The following is a 25,163-nucleotide window of genomic DNA, read 5'->3' as shown; positions in this document are numbered from 1 at the left end:
AGCTGTGATGGCGCGGGAACCGGTTTACGACATCCTCACCGGCTTGGCCCGCGCCATTTTCTTCGCGCAGGGCTTGCGCATCGATATCCGAGGGCAAGAGCGTTTTCCGCGTTCCGGAGGCGCGGTGCTCGCCGTGAACCACACGGCCTACCTGGATTTCATGGAGGTCGGGTTGGTCGGGCGGAAGTCCGGGCGCAATGTCCGGTACATGATGAAGGCCGAGCTCGAGCACGGCATCATCGGCTTTCTCATGAAGCATTGCAAGGCGATCGGTGTGGATCGCACGGCCGGGGCCGAATCGTATGCCCGCGCGGTGACGGCGCTGCGCGAGGGTGAGGTGGTGGTGGTCTATCCCGAGGCGACGATCAGCCGCAGCTTCGAACTGAAGGAATTCAAATCCGGCGCGGCGCGGATGGCTGTGGAAGCCGATGTCCCGATCGTCCCCATGATCATCTGGGGCGCGCACCGGATCTGGACCAAGGACATCCCGAAACAGCTCGGCCGCCATCGTTTTCCGATCAATATCCGCATCGGCGCGCCGATCCCACCCGACGAACCGGCCGAGAAACTCACCGCCACCCTGCGCACTCGGATGAGCGAGCTGCTCGAACGCGCGCAACGCGACTATCCGATGGTGGAAGGCGCCCGTTGGGTGCCCGCCCGGCTCGGCGGGACCGCCCCGACCCTCGCGGAGGCGGCTGTGCTGGAACGGGAGGAGATGGAGAGGCGGCGGCGCGCGAAGGCGCGGTGAACCCCGTCGAATTGCGGCACAGGGCGGTTCCCCTGTGTGGGAACGACTGTGGCGTCGCCGTAGGTGCTTCGGCTCGATGATGGCCGGTATGAGCGCAATCGATGAGCTCGTTCGAACCGGGTGGGCAGGCTCGGATCCAGCCACCGGAAGTCGGTGAAGACGTGCGAGTGCTGTTGACGGCAAGCGGGTCGCGGGGGGACGTCGAGCCGATGTTGGGGCTCGCGCTGTGGTTGCGGGAATTCGGAGCCGGCGTGCGAGTATGCGCGCCACCGGACTGCGCGCCGCGATGTGCCGACCTCGGCATGCCGCTTGTGCCGCTGGGACCGCTGAAGACCGGTTCGGGAGCCGGAAGACCGTCGCGCGCCGAGCTGTCGCAGTACGTAACCGATTGGCCGGCGATCCAATTCGACACGATCACCACAGCGGCCGCGGGATGTGACGCGGTAGTGGCCTCCGGCGTGACACAGGTTGCGGCCAGGTCGGTCGCCGAGAGGCTCGGCGTCCACTACCGATACGTGAGCTACCAGCCGACCACGCTGCCCTCGCCGCATCATCCGCCGATGCCGCTGCCGGGCGATCGGCCCGCACCGGACGGGATCGACAATCAACTGCTGTGGGAAATCGACGCCCACGGCTGGAACGCACAGTTCGGCCATGCGCTCGACACGGGCCGGGCTGCGCTCGGGCTGCCGCCGGTGGCCGACGTCCGCGATCACGTCATCACCGGGAACCCATGGCTGGCCGCGGACCCGGTGCTGGGGCCGTGGTCGCAAGTGCCGGGTCTGGATGTCGTGCAGACCGGTGCGTGGCTCGTGCCCGACGAACGCCCGTTGCCTGCCGGGTTGTCGGCGTTCTTGGACGCGGGCGCACCACCGGTGTACGTCGGGTTCGGCAGTATGCCGATGCGCCCCAGCATCGCCCGGGTGGCGATCGAAGCGGTCCGCGCCCACAGCCACCGTGTGCTTCTCTCTCCTGGCTGGGCCGAGTTGGCGCTGATCGACGACCTCCCCGACTGCATGGCCATCGATGAGGTCAACCATCAGGCGCTGTTCACCCGGGTCGCCGCCGTCATCCACCACGGTGGTGCGGGCACGACAACGGCCGCCGCCCGAGCCGGTGCGCCTCAAGTGGTGGTACCCCAGATGATGGACCAGTCGTACTGGGCGGGCCGGGTGGCCGCTCTCGGCATCGGCGCGGCATGTGCGGACGCGGATCCCAGCTCGGCGGCATTGTCCGCCGCTCTGGATATGGCGTTGGCGTCTACCACCCGAGCGCGCGCGAACGAAGTGGCCGGCATGATCCGTGCGGACGGAGCGACGGTCGCGGCGAAACTACTGCTCGACGCGATCGGCTGAGCCGACGCCGCTGCACCCCTGCCGTGTCACGAGGTCCGGTGCGGACCCCGTGACAGGCTGTGGCGGTGCCGGCCGGCACCCGATCAGGCGGCGTCGAGCGCAGCGGTGATCTTGCGGGTCATGTCGGCCAGGACGGGGCTGGGCGCGCCTTTGCGGCTTCCGATGGCCGCGTCGACGGCGACGAGGACGGTGCTGCGGAAGTTGTCGGCCTCGGCCGGATCCTGCTTCTGCAGCACGTTCATGGCCTCGGTGAGGGCAGGCAGCACATGGTCGGCGAGTTCGGCGACGTTCTTGCCGTTCAGGGTGATGTCCTTGGACTTCGCGGCGAGCACGTGCCCGACAAGGCCGGTCGCCGACGACAGGGCGATGGAGCCGTGGGTGGCGGCCTTGTGCGGTGAGCCGGTCGCGTCAGCGGCGGCCAGCAGCGAGACAGCGCCGTACGCGGCGGTCCGGATGGTGGCCTTGTCCTGGTCGGTCAGGGTGATGGACATGGTGGTGTCTCCTTCGGAATGGGTTGTGCGGAAATGTGATCTGTTAGAGGAGTCTCGGATTGCCGGGGGCTGGTGGGCGAACGAGGTCGCCCAGGCCGATGGTCGGTCAGCGGCTCGGCGAACCCTGCTGATCGTGGGCCGCTGCGGTCTCGCGGACAGCCTGGGCGATGGCGCGGAAATCCTTGCGCAGGAGCGCGCCGTGGTTGCTGGCGACCTTCGCGCTGATGCGGATGTTCGGGTTGCGGTCGCACACCGCGTCGAGCCCGGAGCGGACCCGTTCCTGTTCGTCGCCGCGGCTTCCGAACGACGTCCCCGAAGCGACCACATACCGCAACGGCACGCTGATCTCGTCCAGCACGGGACCCAGCTCGCGTTCGCGGGAGAGTCTGCCGAGTTCGATATTGCTTTCGGCCATCTGTTCGGCGGTCATCCGCGGGGTCAGGCCGGTCGGGCGCAGCAGCGGTGTGAACCAGCCCAGCCGCTTGAACAGCTTGCGGATCCGCTGCTCCATGGCCTGGTCGAGCCAGTCGTAGGGGAACGCGCCGTCGACCAGCACCGCGCCCATGGCACGGTCCGGGTTCCGGGCGGCCCAGTGCGCCGCGACGACTGCCCCGTAGGACCAGCCGACCAGCAACGCCCGGTCCACGTCACGCGCGGCCAGGACGGCATCGACATCCCGCACCGCGGCCTCGAAGGAATAGTCCGCCGAACGCCGCGATTTGCCGCGAGCCCGCTCGTCGAAGGTGATGTGCCGGAATTCGGGGCCGAGCTCGGCGATGACCCGCCGCCAGTACCCCTGAGTGGCGAACTGGCCATTGCAGTAGACCACGGGGATGCCGCGCCCGCCGGTGTCGGTGACGGCCAGGGCCGTATCGTCGACCGGCACCATGCCGGTCCACTTCGAAGCGGTGGAGGAGGTGCTGTTGTTCGTCATGAGAACCACTGTCGGCGTCCGGCCTGACACCACGCTGACACTCGCCTGATACGGCCGCTGACACCGTGCGTCCCCCGCATGATCGGTGGATATCCGGCTTAAGAAAGGGATTTCACGGCGGCGAAGCTCGGCAGCCCGCCCCAGCGCGGGCGATGGCAGGCACTTCGCGACCACCGCCCCACGGCGTCAGTACGCTCCCTCACCTCGCGCTACGACACCGACCGTGCGCGCGATGAGCCGCAGGTCCATCCTCATGGACACGTTCTCCACGTAGGACAGGTCGAGTCGCACCGCGTCCTCGAGCGGGAGGTCCGACCTGCCACTGACCTGCCACAAGCCGGTCAGCCCAGGCTTCACTAGCAGGCGTCGGCGCGTCATGTGGTCGTAGGTGTCGACTTCCCGCCGCACCTGCGGCCGTGGCCCGACAACGCTCATGTCGCCACGCAGAACGTTGAGGAACTGCGGAAGTTCGTCGAGACTGTACTTGCGCAGGAAGCGCCCGACCGGCGTGACCCGGGGGTCGACCTTCATCTTGAAGAAGACCGGATTTCCACCCTGCTGTGCGATCAAGGCCTCGGCATACCGGTCGGCGTCGTCGTACATGCTGCGGAACTTGATCATGCGGAACGGCAGGCCGTATCGGCCGATGCGTTCCGACAGGTAGAAGACCGGGCCGCGGCTGGTGGTCTTCACCGCGATCGCGATCGCCAGGAACACCGGCAGGAGCAGCAGTACGCACACTGTCGCGAAACCGATGTCGAAGGCCGTTTTGCTGACCGACCGAGCCCGCTGGTACTGCGGCTCGGCGATGTGCATCATCGGCATCCCCGCGACCTGCCGATTGGTCAGCCGGGATATGGCGATGTCGATCGCCCCTGGCGCCAGCATGAACTCGACTCCCAGCGCGTCGAGTTCCCAAGCGAGTCTGCGCAGCTCGGTGGGACCGAGATGCCGGGTGGGACCGATGGCGACGGTGTCGGCGTGGGTGTGCAGGACCGCTCGCAGCACGGCGCTGTCGTCACCGACGACCGCCACCGTACCGCCGGCGAAAGCCAGCGGCGCATCGCCTGATTGCCCACCCGGCACGCAGGCGCCGACGACGTCGTAACCTGCGCCCGGGTCCGCGGCGAACGCCACGGTCATCGCAGCGACCGCGTCGGCGGTGCCGACCACGAGTACGGCCGACCGATGGCGTCCCCGGCGGCGTTCCCTGGCAAGCTGATGACGCCACCACAGTCGTCCACCGACCACCGCGAGGACGCCGGCCGGAAAGGCGATCGCGAGATAACCTCTGGCGAAATCGATTTCGAGTGCCAGCGACATGAGTGCCAGTACGCCGAACAAGTGCATGGTCGCCGACAACAGCCGCCGGAACTCCTCGACACCGCTGCCGACCAGTTGCGGCGCGCGGCTACCCGCGCTGCCGAGGATCGCGAACCAGCCCAAGGCGAGCACGCCCGATACCACCGTGTAACCGACCCGGTACGGCCCCTCCCAGGCCAGCGGCGGAGCGCCACCGCCATTGAAGCGAATCAGCTGCGCACTACCCACGGCGATGGAAACGGCGGCGAAATCGGTGATGGTGACACGACGTACATACTCCGATCGCCAGGCCTTACGGGTCGAGACCGTAATCGGTGGAGCCACGAAGGATCGTGGGGATTCGGCGGTCCCATTCCATTCCGGGACAGCCTTGGATTTCATCAAGAGAACACCCCTCCTGGGGCAACGGTGGAATTGCTACCCGATCCGGAGATCGTCTTTCCCGGCAGCGTCCCGACCGCCTCTACCGAGCGCTTCATCGGCACTTGATCGGCAAGTGTCACAACGTCTCTCGCCGATCGGAACGTATGCGCGAAGCAGCGCGATCGGGATGTTAACTGATCCGAATCGCCTCGGCGACCGATCTCGATACGCATCGGGAATAACACCATGAAGGTGAATATGGAATGTGCTCTATATCACAGTTTGTAACGCTGATCTGTAATCCAGCCGATATTGCCGTCGGTACGCTGACGGTCGCGACAGTGCGGCCCGTACCACGAATGACGTTCTCGTCGCGCGCATCTCGTGATACGCCGGGCAGCTTCTGCTTCCGTGCGCCGCGACAAGCGTTCCGACGGGGCCGGGACGTTTCGAGCAAAGGATCGGATCTGTGCGCTGTCGACTCTGTGACTCCGGCAGACTGTCCAGCGTTCTGGATCTCGGCGCCACGCCGCCGTGCGAATCGTTCCTCACCGCCGCCCAGCTCGATCTGCCGGAGCCGACCTACCCCTTGCATTTGCGGGTCTGCGTCGACTGCCTGCTGCTGCAGATTCCGGCGCTGATCACACCGGAGGAGACCTTCACCGAATACGCCTACTTCTCCTCCTACTCCGACAGCTGGGTCCGCCACGCGGGCGAGTTCGTCGACACCGCGACCGCCCGGCTGGGACTGGGCAGGGACTCCTTCGTGGTGGAAGTCGCCAGCAATGACGGTTACCTGCTCCGTCACGTCGTGGACCGCGACATCCGATGCCTGGGCATCGAGCCTTCGGTCAACGTCGGAACAGCGGCTCGCGAGTCGGGCGTACCCACCGAAACCACCTTCCTCGACGAGGATTCGGCTCGCCGGATCCGCGCCGAACACGGCCCCGCGGATCTCGTGGTCGCCAACAACGTCTATGCCCATATCCCGGATCTGCGCGGATTCACCCGTGCGCTACGCGTCCTGCTGGCGGACGACGGCATGCTGACCATCGAGGTGCACCATGCGCTGAACTTGGTGGGGCTCGGCCAGTTCGACACCATCTACCACGAGCATTTCCAGTACTACACCGTGCTTTCGGCACAACGTGCGCTCGCTGTCGCGGGATTGACCGTGGTCGACGTCGAGCAGTTGCCGACGCACGGCGGATCGATCCGGCTGTGGGTGCGCCCCGATGCCGCCGTGGCGGCGGTGAGCGACCGGGTGCGGGAAGTGCTCGAACTCGAGCGGTCCGCGGGACTGCACTCGGCGGACGGCTACACATCGCTGCGGCAGCGTGCCGAGTCCGTGCGGCATGAGCTGCTCGGGTTCCTGCTCGACTGCCGACGCCGGCGCCGACGCGTCGTCGGATACGGTGCGCCGGGCAAGGGCAACACACTGCTCAACTATTGCGGGATCCGGCCCGACCTACTCGAGTACACCGTCGACCGCAATCCTTACAAACACGGCAGATTCACTCCGGGGACGCGAATCCCGATCCACCCGCCGGCCCGGCTCGACGCCGATCGTCCGGACGTGGTCGTGGTGCTGCCCTGGAATCTCGAGCACGAGATCACCGCACAGCTGCGGCATGTCGCCGAGTGGGGCGGTCAGCTCGCTTACCCCTTGCCCGAGCTGCACGTGGTCGACCCGGCTTGCCCGGCCCCGACCCGGCCGGCCGGAGCCGAGTCGAAAGGAAACCGGCGCCGATGAAAGTCGTCCTGTTCTGCGGTGGCTACGGCATGCGCATGCGCGGCGGCACCGATGACATGGTGCCCAAGCCGATGCAACTCGTCGGACCCCGCCCCTTGCTCTGGCACGTGATGCGGTACTACGCGCACTACGGTCACACCGAATTCATCCTGTGCCTCGGATACGGCGCCGAGCACATCAAGAATTTCTTCCTCAGCTACCGTGAGTCGGCGTCCAACGACTTCGTGATCCGCAACGGCCGGGTCGAACTGCTCGGCAGCGATATCGACGACTGGACGATCACTTTCGTCGATACCGGCGTGGAGTCGGCCATCGGAGAGCGATTGCGCCGGGTGCGCGAGCACCTCGGCGACGACCAGTACTTCCTGGCCAACTACGCGGACGTCCTCACCGACGCTCCCCTGGACGAGATGATCAGACAGTTCCACGCTTCGGGGGCCGCGGCATCTCTGCTGGTGGTGCCACCCCAATCGTCGTTCCACTGCGTGGACCTCAGTGCTACCGGCGAGGTCAAGGACATCGTTCCCGTGGCGCGTATGCCCCTGTGGGAGAACGGCGGCTACTTCGTGCTCGGCCGGGAGATATTCGACCTGCTGCCACCAGGTGGCGATCTGGTTGAGGACGCCTGTGGGACGCTCGCGGGCCAGGGCCGGTTGTTCGGCTACCGCCACGACGGATTCTGGAAACCGGCAGATACTTTCAAGGAGCGCGCCGAACTCGATGCGGCCTACCGCAGCGGACACCGGCCATGGATGGTGTGGGAGCAGTGATCGCTCTGCTTCCCCCGCGACCCGCCGAGATCGCCCTGCTCGGCGCGCATTGCGATGACATCCCGATCGGCATGGGAGCCACACTGCTGTCGCTGACCAGCGCCCATCCGGGTATGCGGGTGCGCGCTCTGGTCCTTTCCGGCGCAGGCACCGAGCGCGAGCGGGAAGAACGGGCGGCGCTCACCGCCTTCTGCTCGGGACGGACACCGGAAGTGACGGTGCTCGACGTCCCGGACGGACGCGCACCGGCGCACTGGGATCGGATCAAGACGGCCGTAGCGGAGTTTCGCCGTGCGGGTGAACCGGACCTGGTGTTCGCCCCGCAACCGGGCGACGCGCACCAGGATCACCGCACGCTCGCGAAGCTGGTGCCGACCGAGTTCCGCGACCACCTGATCCTCGGCTACGAGATCCTCAAGGCGGAGGTCGACACACCGGCGCCGACCGTATTCCACCCGGTCGACGCGGAACTGGTCCAGCGGAAATCGCGACTGCTGCACCGGTATTACCCATCGCAGACCGGGCGCGACTGGTTCGACGAAACCGCGTTCCTGGCCTCCGCGCGGATCCGCGGCGTGCAGTGCCGCAGCGAGTACGCCGAAGCCTTCGTGGTGGACAAGGCCGTGATCTCATGGGAAAAGGAGTGACAACGATGCGAGTCCTGGTCACCGGGCATCAGGGATATCTGGGCACCGTCATGGTCCCGATACTCCAAGCCGCCGGGCACGAGGTCGTCGGGCTCGACACCGGCTGGTTCGCCGACTGCCTGCTCGGTGAGTTCGCCGGCGATCCGGAGGGCCTGCGCGTCGACCTGCGATCGGTGCAGATCGACGCCCTTCGCGGCATCGATGCGGTCGTCCATCTAGCCGCGCTGTCCAATGATCCGCTGGGCGCGCTCGCGCCGGAAGTCACCCACGAGATAAACCATCGCGCCTCGGTGCGCCTGGCTCGGCTCGCGAAAGAAGCCGGTGTGTCCCGGTTCCTGTACGCCTCCACCTGCTCGGTGTACGGTGCCGCCGGAGACGAACTGGTGACCGAGTCGGCGCCGCTGCGGCCGATCACCCCCTACGCCGAGTCGAAGGTGCGCGTCGAAGACGATGTCGCGGCGCTGGCCGACGACGACTTCGTTCCCGTCTTCCTGCGCAATGCCACCGCGTTCGGATTCTCCCCTCGTCCGCGCGCTGACATCGTGCTCAACAACCTTGTCGGACACGCCGTCCTCACCGGTACGGTGAAGGTGCTCTCCGACGGCACGCCCTGGCGGCCGCTGGTCCACGCCCGCGACATCGCGGCGGCCTTCGAACGTTGCCTCACCGCACCGGCGTCGGCCGTCGCAGGCCGGGCGTTCAACATCGGCACGGAGCGAAACAATCTCACCGTGGCCGAGATCGCCGAGTCGGTGGTGGCCACCGTGCCGGGGTCGCGACTGCTGATCACCGGGGAGACCGGCGCCGACCCCCGCTCCTACCGGGTCGACTTCTCCGCCGCCCGCGCGGTGCTCGGTTTCGAGGCGCAGTGGTCGGTGCCTGACGGCGCCGCCGAACTCTACCGTGAGTACACCGAGCGTGGCCTCACCGAAGAGGCGTTCTCCCAGCGATTCACCCGGCTCGCGCGGCTGCAGCGGCTGCGAGCGTCCGGCGCTCTGGACCCGCGACTGCGTGCGGTCACCGCGCCGGTGACAGGATAGCCCGCAGATGGCTCCATCGTCCGGCGTTCGCGTCGCGATCCGACACCGCCGTCACCGGCAGCGGCCAGGCGATCGCCAAGTCCGGATCGTCGAAGGCGACGCTGAGATCCTCCGCAGGATCGTGCGGCCGATCGATGCGATAGCACACATCTGCGGTGTCGGTGAGTGCTTGGAATCCGTGCAGAAAGCCCGGTGGCACATACAGGTGCCGGAACTCCTCGTCGTCGAGCCGGAACGCCTGCGTCCGGCCGAACGTCGGCGACGACGGCCGGATGTCGACCAGCACGTCATGCACCGCGCCGTGTGCGCAGCGCACCAGTTTGGCCTCCCCGCGCCCGGACCGGCCGTGCATGCCGCGCACCACCCCGCGGTGCGACCGGGACTGCGAGTCCTGCACGAACCCCGCCGAGAACCCCGGAATTCCCAGATGGGAGTCGAATTCCGCGGCATCGAAGGTCCTGGTGAACAGGCCACGGTCGTCCCGGACGGGCGCTGGGACCAGCACCACCACGTCGACCAGGTCGGTCCGCTCGATACGCACACCGACATCGTGTCATGACCGCCCGCTGCCGCGCCTGCTCCGGCGCCGTTCTGCACACCGTCCTCGATCTCGGGACGGTGCCCGCAGCCGATGATTTCCCGCCCGCGGGCCTGCCGGTGACACCGGCGGAGACCACGCACCCGCTGCGGATGGTGCGGTGCCCGCACTGCGAGCTGGCGCAGCTCGCCGAAGACGACACCGTGGCTGCCGAACCCCGTGGCGTGGAGCCGCGGGCCCTGCGCGATCAAGCGGCCGATGCGATTGCCCGGGTCGACGCGGCCGGCCTGCTGCGGGGGCACACGGTCATCGAGTTCGGTAGTCCGCACGGTGGTTCCTGGCTGCCGGTGCTGGCCGAGCGTGGCTGCACCGAAGCCGACGCGGCGCGGGCGGACCTGGTCGTGGACTGTTTCGGCATCATGCACGAACCCGACCAGCGGGCCGCGTTCGCCGCACGAGCCGCGGCCACCGCGCCGGACGGGCTGCTCCTGCTGCAGTTCCACTCGCTGGCCGCCATCGTGGCACAACGGCAGTGGAACGCGTTGCGGCACGGGCATTTCGCGTACTACTCCCTGCATGCGCTGAGCCTGGCGCTCACTGCCGCGGGCATGGGCGTGACCGCCGCGTGGGAGTTCGACCTCTACGGCGGGACGGTGCTGGTAGCAGCTCGGCGCAGCCCTACCGAGCCGGACCGCGCCGTGCGCGAGATCCTGGCCCGCGAACGCGAACTCGTCACCCCGGAATCGCTGCATCGGCTCCAGCGGTTCGTGGACGACCATGTGCGCGCGCTGCGGAACTGGCTGATCGATGCGGCCGCGGCCGGACAGCGCGTCTACGCCTACGGCGCCGCGTCCCGGGCGGTTGCCCTGCTGTCGCTGGCCGGTGCGCACCAGGGACTTGTCGCCGGAGTCGCCGACGCCGCACCCGCCAAACGGGGACGCCGGATGCCCGGCACCGACATCCCGATCATCAGCCCGCAGGATCTGATCGCGGCAGCGCCCGACCGGGTGCTGTTGACGCTGCCCGACCTACTGGATGAAGTGTCGACCGAACTTCCAGAACTCGACGGTCGCTGGTTCGTGGACGATCCGTGCGGACCCAGAAGGGGGAGTAAATGACCGACCCCCGACCGTGTGACTCCGCCCCGACGACCACATTCCCCGCGCCGCACCCGGCCGGCAATTCCCGAGCGAGGACAGCAGTACCGATGAACACCACCTCTCGGATGCGCCGACAGCCGCATTCACCGGCCGACGCGGTCGCACCGGCCATGGCGCCGATGGTCGTGGCCGACCGGTCCGGCGGTCTCGTGCTCGCCGCCGGCATCGAAGCGATCGGACCGGTGCGTGGGCGCCGCCGCGCCGAACCGATGTCGCCGAGCGGCGATGTCGACGGTCCGGCCGCGACGGTGTGAACGGCGGTGGCCACTACCGGACAGCAGCAACCGCGGTCTTGTTCAGCGACCGACCGCGGCCCGCGCGCGCACCCGCAGCCGCGTCCCCAAGGCCCGGACCAGGCGCATGTCACCGGCCAGCACGTCGGCCGGACCGACGAGCTCCGGGTGATCGGCGCCCAGCCGATGATGGAATCGCAGCTGCTCGGTGAGCTTGCTGCGGGTCGATGTGCGACTGCACAGGTTGAACGAGGAGTTCCGCCAGGCGGCCACGATGTCGTCGAGCCCGAGGAAAGCGCCGCGGCTGCCGACGCGGGCGAACAGGTCCACATCCATCGGGAATACGAGGTCGCCGCGCAGTCCGCCGACGGCGTCGTAGTCGGCACGCCGGAACATGGCGGCCGCGGTGGGGCCGAAGTCGGCCGCCCCGCGACGCACGATCACCCGGGCCAGCCGGCGGCTGCCGTGCCTGCCGATCAGCTGCGGCAGCCCCAGCCCGGTCTCGAGCAGGTCGCCGGACTCGTCGATCACGTCGAACCTGCCCGCGCACAACGCGATCGCGTCGTCGTCGAACACCGCCGACTGCGCGGCGAGGGTGCCGGGACGCAGGAGGTCGTCGGCACAGACCACCTTCACGAGGTCCCCGGTGGATTCCCGGATCGCCCGGTCCCAATTCGCGCCGATCGGCAGTACGCGATCGTTGCGCAGGACACGCACCCGCGGATCGCGCCGCGCCCGCGCGATGTCGCCGGTGCGGTCGGTGCTCGCGTTGTCGAGGATCACGACTTCGAAATCGAGGTCTTGGGCCAGTACCGAATCCAGGGTCGCGGAGAGCGTTCGTTCCGCGTTGTAGGCCGGCACGCACACCGACAGTTTCCGCATCGCCAGCCGCCTTTTTGTCAGAACCGCAATCGGACATTGCCCCGTAATTGCCCGAACTATGCCATATTTCGCTCCGGGTCGGCATCCGGACCCGTGCCGACCGGTGCCGAATATCGGATACCGCGCATCTGCGTGAGAAGGGCGAAACCGGTGGTCAGCCCTATACTTCCCGGCCGTAAACGAGTTCGGCCGATGACTCCACGGGTGTGGCATGTGGGATGAGGGGGCCGGGTCGTGATCAGCGCTTCCGACGCGGTGCGGGTGCACATGACCGGATCGGAATGGTTCGGCGCCGCGCCCGGCGGCCTGGGCCGATACTTCACGGATTTGCACGGCGCATTGCTGGACGTTCCTGGGATTTCGTTGTCTGCCGCCGCCTTCGGCCCGCCCGACCGGACGGTTGCCGGTACCCGGTCCTGGGGGCCGGTCGGCGGGTCGACACTGCGCCGCGCCCGCACCGCGTTCTGCGCTCGCGATGCGTTGGACCCCGGCACCGTCGTGGATCGCCACTTCTGCCTCTACGGCCCGGCCGCCAGAGACCGGCGTGGTCGACGGCTACCGCTGGTCGTGCATTTCCACGGTCCGTGGGCGGCGGAGAGCCGAATGCACGGACAGCATCCCGCCGCAGCTTTCGCCAAATACCTCATCGAACGTTTGCGTTACGTTTGCGCGGATCGTTTCGTCGTGCTTTCCGATCACTTCCGCACTGTGTTGTGCGACGACTACCGCATCCCGTCCGATCGCGTCGAGGTGATCGCGCCCGGAGTCGATCTCACCCGGTTCCGAGCCGCCCCGGTCCCCGCGTCCCCGCCGGTCGTCCTGTGTGTGCGGCGGCTGGAGCGCCGGATGGGCATCGATGTGTTGCTGCGCGCGTGGCCCTGGGTGCTCGCCGAGCACCCGGAGGCTCGTCTGGTCATCGTCGGAACCGGCAGCGCCGAGGCGGATCTCCGGCGCGGAGCCATCGAGGGCGGGCTCGACGGCAGCGTCGAGTTCACCGGCCGGATTCCCGACCAGGAACTCGCCGCCCGCTACACCTCCGCCGCGCTGACCGTGGTGCCGACGGTGGCCCTGGAGGGATTCGGCCTGATCGCCCTCGAGTCGCTCGCCGCGGGCCGGGCGCCGGTGGTCACTCGGTGCGGCGGTCTGCCCGACGCCGTGCGGGGCCTGGATCCCTCGTTGATCGTGCCGCCCGGCGACCCCGCCGCGCTCGCGGCTCGGATCAGCGCGGCGATCTTCGGCTGCCGGCCGACGCCGCAGCAGTGCCGCGCCCACGCGGAGACCTTCAGCTGGCATGCGGCCGCCCAGCGGCACGCCGCGCTGTATCGGGAGCTCGGATGAATGGGCCCGCGGTCTTCCTCGGCCACACCGCCGCGCCGTCCGGGGCTGAATTGGCCACCCTGCGGCTGCTGCGCACGCTGCGCGCGCATGGCGCCGAAGTGGCGCTGGTGTGCACCGAGGACGGCCCGGTGATGGCTCGTGCCCGCGACGCGGGGATCGACACCCGTGTCGTGACCGGCCGATTCGACAGCCGGGCGATGACCATCGGGTCCGGCCCGTTGCGGCTGATCAGCGGGTTTCTCGCGTTGCTGCGGCTGGGCTGGGCGGTCGGGGGTGCGGTCCGCGACTTGCGCGCCCGGGTGCTGGTCGCCGAGAGCACCAAGGCGCTGGTGCTGGGGGCGGTCGCGGCCCGCCGCGCCCGGGTGCCCCTCGTCTGGCAGGTCCACGACCGAGTCTCCCGGGACTACTTCGGCCTGCTCCCTGCCACCACTATCCGGCTGCTGGCCGCTCTGTTCTGCCGGGGACTGCTCGCCAACAGTCAGGGCACCCGGGAGACATTGCCCGCGCGCATCCCGGTGGTCGTCGCGTACCCGGGCGTCGCCCTGCCCGCCACACCGCCGCTTCCCCGCACCCGCGCGGCCGCCGATGCGGTCGTGGTCGTCGTGGGACGGCTGAGTCCCTGGAAAGGCCAGGACGTGTTTCTGCGTGCCTTGGCGGCGGTGCCGACCCGGCCCGCGGCGGTGTACCTCGTCGGCGGGACGTTCTTCGATGAACAACCCTTCCGGCAGTACCTGGAACGACTCGCGGACGAACTCGGCCTGGCCGTGACGTTCACCGGTCACGTCGACGACCCCCACCGGTATCTCGCCGAGGCCGACGTGCTCGTGCACTGCTCGGTGCTGCCCGAGCCGTTCGGGCAGGTGGTTGTGGAAGGCATGGCCGCAGGCTGCGCGGTGATCGCGACGGTGCCCGGCGGCCCAGCCGAGATCATTGCCGACGGGCGTACCGGCCGCCTGGTGCCCGCCGGTGACGAAGCCGCGCTCACCGCGGCTCTCACCGAACTGCTCGGCGATCCGGCCGCGCGCGCCCGGATCGCCGCCGCGGGCGCCGACCGCGCCCGCGACTTCGACATCGGCACCACGGCACGCGTGGTCACCCGCTTCCTCGACGAGGTGGCGCCGCCGTGACCGAACCCGATTACCTCGCCACGCTGACCACCGACGTCTTCCCTCGGGTCGAACTGCCCCGGCGTCCCGGCGGGGTGCACCGTCGCGCCGACGGGGCTCGCGGGCCGGGCGGTGGTGGCGCGCACAGCAAGCCGAGCCGGTTCGAGGTACTCGGCGATATCGCACTGGTGAGTTTCGGCAGATACGGTCAGTACATCGTCACGGTCGTCACCGTGCCGCTGATCGCCCGGGTACTCGGCGCCCACGGCCTCGGCCTGCTCGCCATCGGCATGTCGGCCTACTTCATCGGCTCGCTCGTCGTGGATCTGGGCGTCACGCAGTTCCTGTCCGCCCGCGTGCCGGAGATCAACGCGCGCAGGGACACCCGGTTGCGGGAGATGAACCAGCTGCGTGGCGACTATCTGGCCATCCGTCTCGCCACGGCGACGCTGTTCGGTGTCGCGCTCGCCGTAGCCTTTGCCGTGCGCGTGCCCGAAGCCGCGCAGATGGTGCTGCTCGGCCTGTTCGTCGGTGGCTTCTGGTCCCTGTCGGAGGACTGGCTGCTGATCGGTGAGGGGCGGTTCGGCACCTCCACCGCCTATCAGAGCGTCGGGCGGCTGTGCTACCTCGGGTTGCTGGTTGGCCTGCTTCCGCAATTGCCGAACCCGCACGTCGCCTTGCTGTGCCTATTGCTGTCCTCGGTGCCGACGGTGGCACTGACATGGTGGGATGCCTGGCGCCGGTACGGGGCACCGGCCCGTCCCCGCTATTACGGCGTCGTGCTGCGCCGCAGCGTGCCGGTGTTCGTCTCCCGGTTGCTGGTCACCGGCTACGGGCAGGGCGCGGCGACGCTGTACTCGGCCGTGCTCGACGCCGTCTCGCTGGGCTTGTACTCGGCCGGCGACCGCCTGGTGCGCGCGGTCCAATCACTGCTCGACGCCATCGGCTTCGCACTGTTGCCACGTATGGCCCGACGCGGCGACCATCTCGGGTTCTGGCGGTACAGCACACAGGCGCTGGCCGTGACCGTCGCCGTCGCCGCGCTCGCTTCAGCGGGCATCTGGCTGGCCGCGCCCCTGCTGATCCGGCTGGTCTTCGGTACCGAATTCGCCGCGTCCACCGGTCTGTTGCGGATCGAGGTGCTGATCCTGCCCGCCACGACGGTCACCTCGTTCATCACCACGGCCATCCTGCCGGTGCGCCAGGACACCACCGGAGTCCTGATCGGGGCGCTGCTCGGCACTCTCGTCGCCATCGGCGCTTTGCTGCTGACCGTCTGGACCCGCTCGGTGCACACCTTGGTCTACGGCCTGCTGCTGGCCGAAATCACCGTCGCCACCTGGCATCTGCTGCGGATGCGGTTCCTGGCCCGCCGCGACCACGCCGAAGCCGACACCGTGCCGCTGCCTGTCGTGCCCAGGAAGGAAACCTGACCATGAGAATTCTGTTCGTCGGCGACGACTGGCTCGGCAGCAACGCACGTTCGCTCGCCGACGGCTTCCGGCAAGCCGGCCATGACGTGCTCGTGGTCGACTCCACACCGGTGACGCTCCCGGCCAGGTTGTCGCCACCGTGGGTGTACGCGAAGGCGACCGGTCGGCGCGACCGGCGCACGATCGAACGAGTACACACCCAGATCGAACGCAACGCCGCCACGTTCCGGCCCGACATGCTGTTCGTGTTCAAGGGGATCCATCTGGACCAGCAGCGACTGCTCGACGTGCCCGCCGCACTGCACGTGCACTACAGCCCGGACGACGTGTCCAACCCCGAGAACCTCACCGACGCCTACCTGGCCGCGGAACCCGGCTGGGACCTGATCGTCACCACCAAACAGCACAACGTGCCGGAGTTGCGGGCGCGTGGCGCCCGGGCCGCCGGTTTCGTGCTCAGCGCTTACGACCCGGCCTGGCATCATCCGGCGGCGCGCCGCGGCGCCGATGACTATCTGGTCGGTTTCATCGGAGTGTGCCGGCCCGACCGCCGCGCCGAACTGGTGTCCCTGGCACGCCGCTACGGACCGCGCCTGCTGGTCCGCGGCCCCGGCTGGCGCCGCGTTCCGGAGTTGCGCGCCACCCGCGCCGTCGTCGGCGGGGCGGTGTACGGTCCCGCGTATTCGGCCGCGATCGCCGAGGTGACAGCCAATCTGGTGCTGCTCAACTCCGGCAACCGCGACACCCACACCTGCCGTAGCTTCGAGGTGCCCGCGGCCGGTGGATTGTTCGTCGGTGAACGCACCGGCGAACACGCCGACCTGTTGCGCGACACCGTCGAGTGCTTCCTGTTCGACGGCACCGACGAGCTGGTCTCGATTCTCGATTGGGTTGCCGCCCACCCGGAGCGGGCGGCCGAGGTCGCGGCGGCCGGGCACCGGCGGATCACCGCCGCGGGGCATCGTTACGTGGATCGCGCCCGGCAGATCGTCGGCCTCGCCGCGGAGGTCGGGAACTGAACGCCTACACCGATGTAGCCGCCGTCGCGGCCGCACTGATCACGGTCGCCACGGCCGCACTGTGGGTTCCGGGCATCGCCCGCGTGTTCTTCATCGCGCAGGCCCTTTTCTGGTCGCTGTCCTACGTGGCGCGGCCGCTGGTGCTGCTCGGGGTGCAGCCGGACCCGCATTACGGCGACAACATCTCCGACCCCCGGCTGGCTGGTCTGGGGTACGACCGCGGCATCGGTCTGGTGCTCGACCACGTCGTGTTCGGCTTGTGGTGTTACGCGCTGCTGGTGATCGGTTACGCGCTCTGGCGGCGTCGGCACCCGCCTCGCTCCGTCCCGGCCGCGGTCGCGGATCCCGACGTGATGCCGACTCTGCTGGCGCTCTACGCGCTCGGGCTTCTGGGGCGGGCGGCCTCGGTGGCCACCGGATCGCTGGGCGCTGCCGGTGAGGTGAGCAGCGGCAACCCCCTGCTCAGTTTTGTCGCCACGTTCGCCGGGATCGCGGCGCTCGGGATGATCGTCTTCCTCCGGCCCGCCCGGCCGCAGACCACGGCGCTGGTGCTCGGCGCGCTCTTCGCGGGCGAACTGTACTGGTCGTCGGCCGTGCAGTCCAAGACACCGATCCTCGCCGCCGCACTCGCGCTGGCCGTACGGTTCTCGATGCTCGGCTGGAACCGGCGCACCACGATCGGTGTGGCACTGATCGGCGTGCTCGGCGTCGCCGGATTCGGCTGGCTGCAGTCGTTCAAGAACTCCGGCACGGCCGCGCTCGACGCCACCCTCGTCGACTCCCGCTACCCGGCGGACGTCCGGCCGTTCCTGAGTATGCTGCGGCGCTTCGACCTACTCGAAGCCGCCACCGATGCCTACTTCGTCGGCCCACGCGGCTGGTTGTCCCCCGGCGAAGTACTGCACCACGCGAGCCTCAGCCTGATCCCGGCGCAGGTGCTCGGCGCCGAGAAGCTCCAATCCGGCACGGCTTGGGCGAACGACGTGCGTGGCGCGTCGGTGGATATGAGCACCGTGTCGGTGTCCTTGGCGGAGGGCAACGTCAACGAAGGCTACGTGCTCGGCGGCGAGGCGGGCGTGGTCGTCGCCGTCGTGTTCACCTTCGTGCTGCTGCTCGCCTGGGAGCGATCGCTGTATTCGCGGTACTTCCCCGTCCTGGTGCTGGGCCTCGCGATCACCGGCGCCTCCACCCTGTTCGAACGCGGCGTCCTCGGCAGCTTCGAGAATCTCGGCAAATTCGCGCAGTCGGCCGTGCTCGCCTGGTTCGTCCATCTGATCGTCACGGAATTCCGCCGCCGCCCGACGCCGCTCCCGGCACCGGCGCACGCTTCAGCAGTTACGAAGACATGAGGTCGCAGTCCATGGGTTTGATCGATATCTGGCACATCGTTCGGCGGCGGTGGGTGCTGATCGCCGCGATCGCGCTGACCGTCACGGTGGCCGGCGTCTGGTACGCCTCCTCCCGCGCCGTGACATACGTCGCCAGCAGCACCATGTACGTCTCGATGGCCACCGGTACCTCGGTCAACGACTCCTACCAGGGCGGCCTGGCGGCCCAGCAGCGCGTGCGGTCCTATCTCGAACTGGCCACCAGCGCCGCGGTCGCCGAGCGGGTCGTCCACGATCAAGGGCTGACGGAATCGCCGGACGAGTTCCGCGGCCGGATCACCGCCTCGTCGCCGCCCGCCAGCACGATCCTGGAAATCGCGGTCTCCGCGCCCACCGCGCAGCGGGCGCGTGATCTCACCGACGCCACGGTCGCCCAGTTCCGTGCTCTGGTCGACAGTCTCGAATCCATCGAGACAGGCGCTGCTCCCGCCGCCCGCGTCTCGGTCGTCGACCGTGCACGGTTACCGGCCGCTCCGTCAGGCCCCGGCACGAGCCGGTTCGTCGCCATGGGCTTGTTCGGTGGACTGCTGCTCGGCTTCGCAGCCGCATTTCTGCGTGAACGCACCGACCGGCGTATTCGCACCAGTAGCAACCTCGCCGAGGTCGCGCCGGTCCCGGTGGTCGCCGCCTTCGACCACGGAGAATCCACCTCCGAGGCGGCCCGGCGGCTGCGCAATCACCTGCGGGGCGCGCAGATCATCGAATGCACCAGCCTCACCGACCGATCACAATCAAAGGTGGCGAACACCCTGGCGCTGGCCTTCGCCGATGCCGGTCATCCGGTGATCCTCGTCGACGCCGACACCTCCGGCGGCGGAAGCTCCGGTGCCATGCCAGGTCCGGGCCTGACGACACTGCTGCGCGGCGGCGTACCACTGGATCGGGCGATCACCGACGACTGGGGCGGGACCGGGGTCGCGGTGCTGCCGATCGGGCACATCGAGCCGGACACCTCCGACCTGATCGCATCGGAGCACTTCGCTCATCTCGTCGCCGATCTGCGCGAGCGGTACTACCGCGTGGTCATCGAGACCGCGCCGGTCAACTCCGCCGCCGACGCGGTCGCCGTGGCGCCCTTATCCGATGCCGTCCTCGGCGTCGCCGATCTCGGCAGCCTCACCGAGCCACAGTTGCGTGCCGCCCTGAGCGCGTTCGGCACGGCCGGGCTGACCGGTATGGTCAGCCACCGCACACCCGGTTCGGCGGTGGACCGGCTGGTGGAAAGGTTGAAGGTATGAGCGACGACTTTCTCCGGCGGCGCCGCTTGCTCGCCGCGACTCTGGGTGCGGCGGCTGCCATTCCGCTCACCGCCGCCTGCGGCACAGCCGAGCCGGACGACCCGCAGTTCCGGTCGCCCACCACCGATGCGCCCCGAGCGCGCAACATCCGGGATTTCGGAGCCGTCGGAGACGGAATCGCCGACGACACCAAGGCATTGGCCGCGGCCGTGGCCGCGGATCAGAACGGGCCGCTGGTGCTCTACCTGCCCGCCGGGCACTACCGGGTCGAGTCGATGCCCGATCTGCCGGACTATGCCACGATTCTCGGCGACGGCGCCGACGTCACCACGATCGTCTACGCGGGCAACGGCACTCTGGTGCGGCTGCGCAAGCGCAGCCGGGTCCGTTTCGCCAGGCTGGGGATCTTCACCACAGGTCCCGGCTCGACCGCGGTCGAGCTGTCGGAATGCTTCCGCTGCTCCTTCGACGCGGTGGTACTGCGCGGCAACCACCTCAGCGACAACCATCCGCAGTACCTGACCCAGCGCGGCGTCGTGCTGCGCGACAACACCGGCGGCACCGCCTTCATCAACTGCGATATCAACAACTTCGGGATCGGACTGACCACATCCTGTATCCAGAACTACGTCACCTCCTCGAAGTTCACCAGCAATCACACCGGCGTCCTCGGCACCGGTAACGACCACAACGCCGGGCTGGCACTCACCAACGTCGAATTCGTCTCCGACCAGAATCCGCTCACCACCGACCGCCACCTGCGGGTCGACGGCGCCGCCAACGACTGGTGGCTGACCAACGTGTGGTTCGAAGGCGCCGAGGTCGCCCTGTCGGTCGGTGCGAACGGGCGCGGTGGACCCGCGCAGTTCGGCATGGTCAACGCGAAGGTCGCGGCCCGTTCGGTCGGGATCGAACTGAACTACTGCCGACAGCCGTATCTGGCGAACGTGATCTTCGACGCGGAGTCGCGGCCGCCGGGCATCCCGGTGCGCGTGGATCCCGTCGGCTGTCCGGAAGGCACCGCGGTCGGATTGATCTCCGGGATCACCGACGACATTCCCGTCGAGACGTTTCCGACCGGCTGGAACGTCATCGGCCGCAAGGGCATGCGCACGCCGCGCTTCACCGGCACCGTGGTGTCCCAAGCGGGGCCGCACGGCGCGGATGTGTTCCAGGCACAGAGCGGCGACGGCGCCGTCCGCGCCGCGGTGACCGCCGACGGAACCTGGGTCTGCGAGCACGCCGACAACGGTCCCGTGCTCAGGGCGCCGGACGGCGGATACTGGCGGCTCACCGTCTCCGACGACGGGAAGCTGGGCACGGTAGCGCTCGGCAGGAAGCGTCCCGGCGGATGACCCGACGACGGCACCGCCGCATCGAAGCGCAGCCGGCCATCATCGGTCCCGTCGGTACGGCGGTGCGGTTGCGGCCGCCGCGCTTCGACGATTTCGCGGAGTGGCGGCGGATCCGGCTCCGTGACCGCGCGATCATCGAGCCTTACTGGGTCAGCTCGGAACAGGACTGGCCCGCCCGCCACACCGCCCGCCACTGGGTGCGGGAATGCCTCGACAACCGGGCCGACGCACGCGCCGGGCGACGGATGAGCATGGTCATCGAGGTGGCCGGTCGGTTCGCCGGACAGGTCGAACTGGCCTCGATCGACGCGGCGGCAGGCAGCGCCGAGCTCGGCATCTGGATCGGCTCCGCCGTCGCCGGCGGCGGTATCGGCGCCCTCGTCCTGACCATGATGACGGTCTTCGGATTCGACAGCCTCGGCCTCATGCGAATCAGCGCACCGATCGCGCCCGGCAACATCGCCGCGGCCAAGATCGCGACCGCGGCGGGCCTGCGATACGAAGCCCGGATGCGCGCCTATTTCGATGCCGGTGGCGCGCGCCGCGACCACGAGCTGTGGGCGGTGACCCGCGCCGATCGGCCCGACCACGGGTTCACCTCCGACTATGTGGCCCGGCAACGCCTCCACCCGACGACGACGCGACTGCCCGCCGCCTCTGCCGCCCCGCACGGGCCGCCCCCCTTGAGCATCGCGGCCGCGCATCTGCGGTACCAGCTATCCCGATCGCGGCGGGTGTTCCGGTGGCTGCGCGGCAGCGCCGCCATCGCACTCACCGACTCCGACGACCGCGGCGGTGTGCTGGTGCGATCACGCCGTGTCTCCGACTTCCGGCAGCGCCGCGCGGCCCGCATCCGCAACCGTGTGACGCTGGCACGTGATCCGCACATGTCACTCGCCGCCTGGCTGCGCCGACATTCCCTGCGCCACTGGCTGGCCGAACTCGCCGAAGCGAGAACGGGTTTGCGTTCCCGGCCAGGGCTGACGCTGACGATCCTGGACGATGGCCGCTTCGTCGGTGAAGCCCGGCTGCACGGGCTGGACATGTTCGATCGCAACATCCGGCTGAGCATCTGGACCGATGCCTCGGCCCGCCCGGAACTCCGGGCACGCGTGCTCCGTCTGCTGGTGCACCATGCGACCGAACGGCTCGGGATCCTCCGCATAGCCACCGCGATCCCGGTATCCGACCCGGCCGCGGCGGCTGCGGCCGCCGCGGCCGGGTTCGCCGAGGAGGGGCGAATGCGCGGGCACCTCGATGTCTTCGGCCCCCGCGGCGATCACGACCTCTGGGCGTACAGTCATCCGGCCGGCACGGCTGCCCCCGGATGACGTGCCGACCCGTCGAGGGCCGAGTCCGTGAGTTCGGCGACCGCGTGCACGCCGACGCACGACCACAACGCCTCCGGCCGGTCCCGCGACCCCGAGGGTAGCCCGGTCCGACACTTCCGCTCTGCTATCCCGGCTTCCCGCCGGTATCCCGCCCGCACCGCACACGGAGCACCAGATGAATCTGCCCCCCGACGTCCCACCGCACCACGGGTTCGCCCGCAGCAATGTGCTGCAACGTCGGCTGCACGAGCTGGTGCCCGGCGGCGCTCACACCTACGCCCGCGGAGCCGACCAGTATCCCGAGCAGATGGCACCGATATTGGTGCGCGGCAAGGGATGCCGCGTGTGGGACGCTGATGGCAACCAGTACGTCGAATACGGAATGGGCTTACGTTCGGTCACCCTCGGCCATGGCTACGCACCGGTTCTCGATGCCGTGACGACCACGATCGCCGACGGAGTGAACTTCAGCAGGCCGACCGAACTGGAACTGCTCGCCGCCGAGGACTTCCTGGACCTCGTTCCCGGTGCGGACATGGTCAAGTTCGCCAAGAACGGCTCCGATGCCACCACCGCCGCCGTCCGGCTGGCCCGGGCCGTGACCGGCCGCGAGCGGATCGCCGTCTGCGAGCAGCCGTTCTTCTCGGTCGACGACTGGTTCATCGCGACGACACCGATGTCGGCGGGCATCCCCGATCATGTCGGCGCCGATACCGTCCGGTTCCCCTACAACGACGTCGACGCTCTCGCCGCGGTCCTGGCGGGCGACAGCGTGGCCGCGGTCGTCATGGAGGCGGCCACCGCAACGGCGGAACCCGAGCCCGGCTACCTCCAAGCGGTACGCGCGCTGTGCGATCGGCACGGCGCCTTGCTGGTGTTCGACGAGATGATCACCGGATTCCGCTGGGCCGCCGGCGGCGCGCAGTCCGTCTACGGCGTGACTCCCGACCTGTCTTGCTGGGGCAAGGCCATGGGTAACGGATTCCCCATCTCGGCCCTCGCCGGACGACGTGAGTATCTGGAGCTGGGCGGCCTGCGCACCGGTGCCGACCGCGTATTCCTGCTGTCCACCACGCACGGCCCGGAAACCAGCGGGCTCGCGGCCTTCCGCGCGGTCGCCGCGGCTTACCGGACCGGCGATCCGATCTCCCGCATGGAAACGGCGGGCGCCGCACTGGCGACCGGATTCGCCTCGCTGGCAGACGAACTGGGCATCGGTGACCACCTCCGGGCCCGCGGTCGCTCCTCCTGCCTCATCTTCGAAACCCTCGATTCCCACGGAAAACCCAGCCAGGCATTCCGCACCTTGTTCCTGCAAGAACTGCTCCAACGCGGAGTGCTCGGGCAATCCTTCGTCACCTCGGCGGCACACGACCACGGCGCGATCGCCGCCACCCTGGCGGCTTGCGCGGAGGCGGCACAGGTGTACCGCACCGCACTCGAACGCGGCACCGTCGACGGACTGCTGCGCGGACGACCGGTCGCTCCCGCCCTTCGCCGCACCGCAGCACCGCGACAGATCGAAACGAGCGCATCCCGATGACCGCACCCCGCATCGCCATCGTCCACGAACGGTTCACCGAATTCGGCGGGTCCGAAGCCGTGGTGGGCGAGTTCGCCCGCACCTGGCCCGGCGCGGACATCTACGCGCCGATTGCCATGCCGAGCGGAATCCGGCCGCCCGTCCAGCACGTCCACGACAGCTGGCTATCCCGCGCCCACATACTGACCCGCGGTCGGCACGCCCCGCTGCTGCCGCTCGTCCCTCGTTCCCTGCGACGTATGCCGTTGCGGGGCTATGACGCCGTGGTCGTCAGCCACCACTCATTCGCCACCCAGGCCGCTCTGGCCACCGACGCGCCCGTGATCGCCTATGTGCACAGCCCTGCCCGATGGGCCTGGGATCGAGAGTTCCGTATCCGCGAAGCCGGTGGGCGGGCCGGCCAGATCGCTCTCGGCGCCCTGGGCGCACTGGCCCGCCACGCCGAGCTGCGAGCCGCGCCTCGCCTGGCCCGGGTGATCGCCAACTCGACCGCCGTCGCCGACCGGATCCGCGACTGGTGGGGCGTGCCCGCCACCGTGATCAATCCGCCCGTCGATGTCGACCGCTTCACCACCGATCCCACACGCGCCCGCGAGGACTTCTTTCTCTACGCCGGTCGCCTCGTTCCCTACAAACGCGCCGATCTCGCCATCCGAGCCGCCCAACTCGCCGGGAAACGGCTGGTCGTGCTGGGCGACGGACGCTTCCGGGCTCAGCTCGAAGCTCTCGCCGGACCTGAGACGACTTTTCTGGGCGCCACCTCTACCGACACTCTGCGGGACATGTACCGACGATGCCGAGCCCTGCTCATGCCCGGCGTGGAAGACTTCGGCATCGTCCCGGTCGAAGCCATGGCCTGCGGTACCCCGGTGATCGCCATCGGCGCGGGCGGCGCGCTCGATACGGTACGGCCCGGCACGACAGGCGAACACATCGCTCCAGGCGCCGATCCGGACGTCGTCACCCGCCTGGCCGCGGCGATAGCGAACTTCGACACCGCCCACTACGACCCCCACGTCATCCGCGCCCATGCGGAAACGTTCGCGCCCCCCGCATTCCGGGCTCGAATGGCCGCATGCGTCGACGTGTGATCGACCTCGTATCGAGTTGCCGCCTGATCCGACCGCTCGAGCGGTGTCCCACATGATCACGCCATGTCCGTAGACGCTGCA

At 68.9% G+C, this 25,163-nt stretch carries 23 protein-coding genes; 18 read left to right on the top strand and 5 right to left on the bottom strand.

The window, feature by feature from the left end; genetic code table 11:
* The first annotated feature begins 7 nt into the window (after positions 1-7).
* Both GVY64_RS30560 and GVY64_RS30555 read left to right on the top strand, forming a co-directional pair.
* A complete protein-coding gene (locus GVY64_RS30560) occupies positions 8-751 on the top strand; it encodes a lysophospholipid acyltransferase family protein (protein WP_159849077.1) in 744 nt (247 codons plus the stop codon).
* A 161-nt stretch (positions 752-912) separates the two neighbouring features.
* Positions 913-2,106 carry a glycosyltransferase gene (locus GVY64_RS30555; RefSeq protein WP_159849167.1) on the top strand — a complete coding sequence of 398 codons (1,194 nt, stop codon included), beginning with the start codon at positions 913-915 and terminating at the stop codon, positions 2,104-2,106.
* Between the two features lie 83 nt (positions 2,107-2,189).
* On the opposite strand, the gene GVY64_RS30550 is transcribed toward GVY64_RS30555, so the two are convergent.
* From GVY64_RS30550 to GVY64_RS30540, 3 genes are all read right to left on the bottom strand, one after another.
* A complete protein-coding gene (locus GVY64_RS30550) occupies positions 2,190-2,597 on the bottom strand; it encodes a hypothetical protein (protein ID WP_159849074.1) in 408 nt (135 codons plus the stop codon).
* 106 nt (positions 2,598-2,703) lie between these two features.
* The gene (locus GVY64_RS30545) at positions 2,704-3,531 is read right to left on the bottom strand and encodes an alpha/beta fold hydrolase (RefSeq protein WP_159849071.1); all 828 of its coding nucleotides are present in this window, start codon (positions 3,529-3,531) and stop codon (positions 2,704-2,706) included.
* A 186-nt stretch (positions 3,532-3,717) separates the two neighbouring features.
* A complete protein-coding gene (locus GVY64_RS30540; RefSeq protein ID WP_236567378.1) occupies positions 3,718-5,178 on the bottom strand; it encodes a sugar transferase in 1,461 nt (486 codons plus the stop codon).
* A 508-nt stretch (positions 5,179-5,686) separates the two neighbouring features.
* On the opposite strand from GVY64_RS30540, the gene GVY64_RS30535 reads away from it, so the two are divergent.
* Genes GVY64_RS30535 through GVY64_RS30520 form a run of 4 tightly spaced genes read left to right on the top strand, consistent with a single transcriptional unit; the run spans position 5,687 to position 9,427 of the window.
* Positions 5,687-6,970 (top strand): class I SAM-dependent methyltransferase, encoded by a 1,284-nt coding sequence (locus GVY64_RS30535; RefSeq protein WP_159849065.1) that lies wholly within the window; start codon positions 5,687-5,689, stop codon positions 6,968-6,970.
* Positions 6,967-7,740, top strand: coding sequence for a glucose-1-phosphate cytidylyltransferase (locus GVY64_RS30530; RefSeq protein WP_159849062.1), 774 nt, complete (start codon positions 6,967-6,969; stop codon positions 7,738-7,740). Before GVY64_RS30535 ends, GVY64_RS30530 begins: the two co-directional genes overlap by 4 nt.
* Positions 7,737-8,387 carry a PIG-L deacetylase family protein gene (locus GVY64_RS30525; protein WP_236567388.1) on the top strand — a complete coding sequence of 217 codons (651 nt, stop codon included), beginning with the start codon at positions 7,737-7,739 and terminating at the stop codon, positions 8,385-8,387. Before GVY64_RS30530 ends, GVY64_RS30525 begins: the two co-directional genes overlap by 4 nt.
* 5 nt (positions 8,388-8,392) lie before the next feature.
* Entirely contained in the window at positions 8,393-9,427 is a 1,035-nt protein-coding gene (locus GVY64_RS30520; RefSeq protein ID WP_159849056.1) for an NAD-dependent epimerase/dehydratase family protein, read from the top strand.
* Here GVY64_RS30520 and GVY64_RS30515 read toward each other — a convergent pair.
* Positions 9,405-9,968, bottom strand: coding sequence for a dTDP-4-dehydrorhamnose 3,5-epimerase family protein (locus GVY64_RS30515; RefSeq protein WP_159849053.1), 564 nt, complete (start codon positions 9,966-9,968; stop codon positions 9,405-9,407). The two genes, GVY64_RS30520 and GVY64_RS30515, sit on opposite strands and share 23 nt — an antisense overlap.
* 14 nt (positions 9,969-9,982) lie before the next feature.
* On the opposite strand from GVY64_RS30515, the gene GVY64_RS30510 reads away from it, so the two are divergent.
* Both GVY64_RS30510 and GVY64_RS30505 read left to right on the top strand, forming a co-directional pair.
* Positions 9,983-11,083, top strand: a complete 1,101-nt coding sequence (locus GVY64_RS30510) for a class I SAM-dependent methyltransferase (RefSeq protein WP_159849050.1) — start codon at positions 9,983-9,985, stop codon at positions 11,081-11,083.
* Between the two features lie 89 nt (positions 11,084-11,172).
* Positions 11,173-11,379: a hypothetical protein gene (locus tag GVY64_RS30505; RefSeq protein ID WP_159849047.1), complete on the top strand. Its 207-nt coding sequence runs from the start codon at positions 11,173-11,175 to the stop codon at positions 11,377-11,379.
* A gap of 42 nt (positions 11,380-11,421) precedes the next feature.
* On the opposite strand, the gene GVY64_RS30500 is transcribed toward GVY64_RS30505, so the two are convergent.
* A complete protein-coding gene (locus tag GVY64_RS30500; RefSeq protein ID WP_159849044.1) occupies positions 11,422-12,240 on the bottom strand; it encodes a glycosyltransferase family 2 protein in 819 nt (272 codons plus the stop codon).
* Between the two features lie 267 nt (positions 12,241-12,507).
* On the opposite strand from GVY64_RS30500, the gene GVY64_RS30495 reads away from it, so the two are divergent.
* From GVY64_RS30495 to GVY64_RS30450, 10 genes are all read left to right on the top strand, one after another.
* The gene (locus tag GVY64_RS30495) at positions 12,508-13,578 is read left to right on the top strand and encodes a glycosyltransferase family 4 protein (protein ID WP_159849165.1); all 1,071 of its coding nucleotides are present in this window, start codon (positions 12,508-12,510) and stop codon (positions 13,576-13,578) included.
* Positions 13,575-14,705, top strand: coding sequence for a glycosyltransferase family 4 protein (locus GVY64_RS30490; protein ID WP_159849041.1), 1,131 nt, complete (start codon positions 13,575-13,577; stop codon positions 14,703-14,705). Before GVY64_RS30495 ends, GVY64_RS30490 begins: the two co-directional genes overlap by 4 nt.
* A gap of 158 nt (positions 14,706-14,863) precedes the next feature.
* Positions 14,864-16,117, top strand: a complete 1,254-nt coding sequence (locus GVY64_RS30485; protein WP_236567386.1) for a lipopolysaccharide biosynthesis protein — start codon at positions 14,864-14,866, stop codon at positions 16,115-16,117.
* Between the two features lie 2 nt (positions 16,118-16,119).
* Positions 16,120-17,136 (top strand): CgeB family protein, encoded by a 1,017-nt coding sequence (locus tag GVY64_RS30480; RefSeq protein WP_063019218.1) that lies wholly within the window; start codon positions 16,120-16,122, stop codon positions 17,134-17,136.
* Between the two features lie 83 nt (positions 17,137-17,219).
* Positions 17,220-18,485, top strand: coding sequence for a hypothetical protein (locus tag GVY64_RS30475; protein WP_236567377.1), 1,266 nt, complete (start codon positions 17,220-17,222; stop codon positions 18,483-18,485).
* An 11-nt stretch (positions 18,486-18,496) separates the two neighbouring features.
* On the top strand, positions 18,497-19,762 hold the full coding sequence (locus tag GVY64_RS30470; protein WP_159849038.1) for a Wzz/FepE/Etk N-terminal domain-containing protein: 1,266 nt from the start codon (positions 18,497-18,499) through the stop codon (positions 19,760-19,762).
* A complete protein-coding gene (locus GVY64_RS30465) occupies positions 19,759-21,117 on the top strand; it encodes a glycosyl hydrolase family 28-related protein (protein ID WP_159849035.1) in 1,359 nt (452 codons plus the stop codon). Before GVY64_RS30470 ends, GVY64_RS30465 begins: the two co-directional genes overlap by 4 nt.
* Positions 21,114-22,448 carry a GNAT family N-acetyltransferase gene (locus tag GVY64_RS30460; protein ID WP_159849032.1) on the top strand — a complete coding sequence of 445 codons (1,335 nt, stop codon included), beginning with the start codon at positions 21,114-21,116 and terminating at the stop codon, positions 22,446-22,448. The genes GVY64_RS30465 and GVY64_RS30460 overlap by 4 nt, the downstream gene beginning before the upstream one ends.
* Positions 22,449-22,623: 175 nt before the next feature.
* Positions 22,624-23,991 (top strand): glutamate-1-semialdehyde 2,1-aminomutase, encoded by a 1,368-nt coding sequence (locus tag GVY64_RS30455; protein ID WP_159849029.1) that lies wholly within the window; start codon positions 22,624-22,626, stop codon positions 23,989-23,991.
* Positions 23,988-25,082, top strand: coding sequence for a glycosyltransferase (locus GVY64_RS30450; RefSeq protein WP_159849026.1), 1,095 nt, complete (start codon positions 23,988-23,990; stop codon positions 25,080-25,082). Before GVY64_RS30455 ends, GVY64_RS30450 begins: the two co-directional genes overlap by 4 nt.
* Positions 25,083-25,163 lie beyond the last annotated feature (81 nt).

This window comes from Nocardia sp. CY41 (genome assembly GCF_009829325.1).
Classification (GTDB): Bacteria; Actinomycetota; Actinomycetes; order Mycobacteriales; family Mycobacteriaceae; genus Nocardia.
Note: the sequence above shows the minus strand (reverse complement) of the source record. Positions and strands in the feature narration are given on the sequence as shown.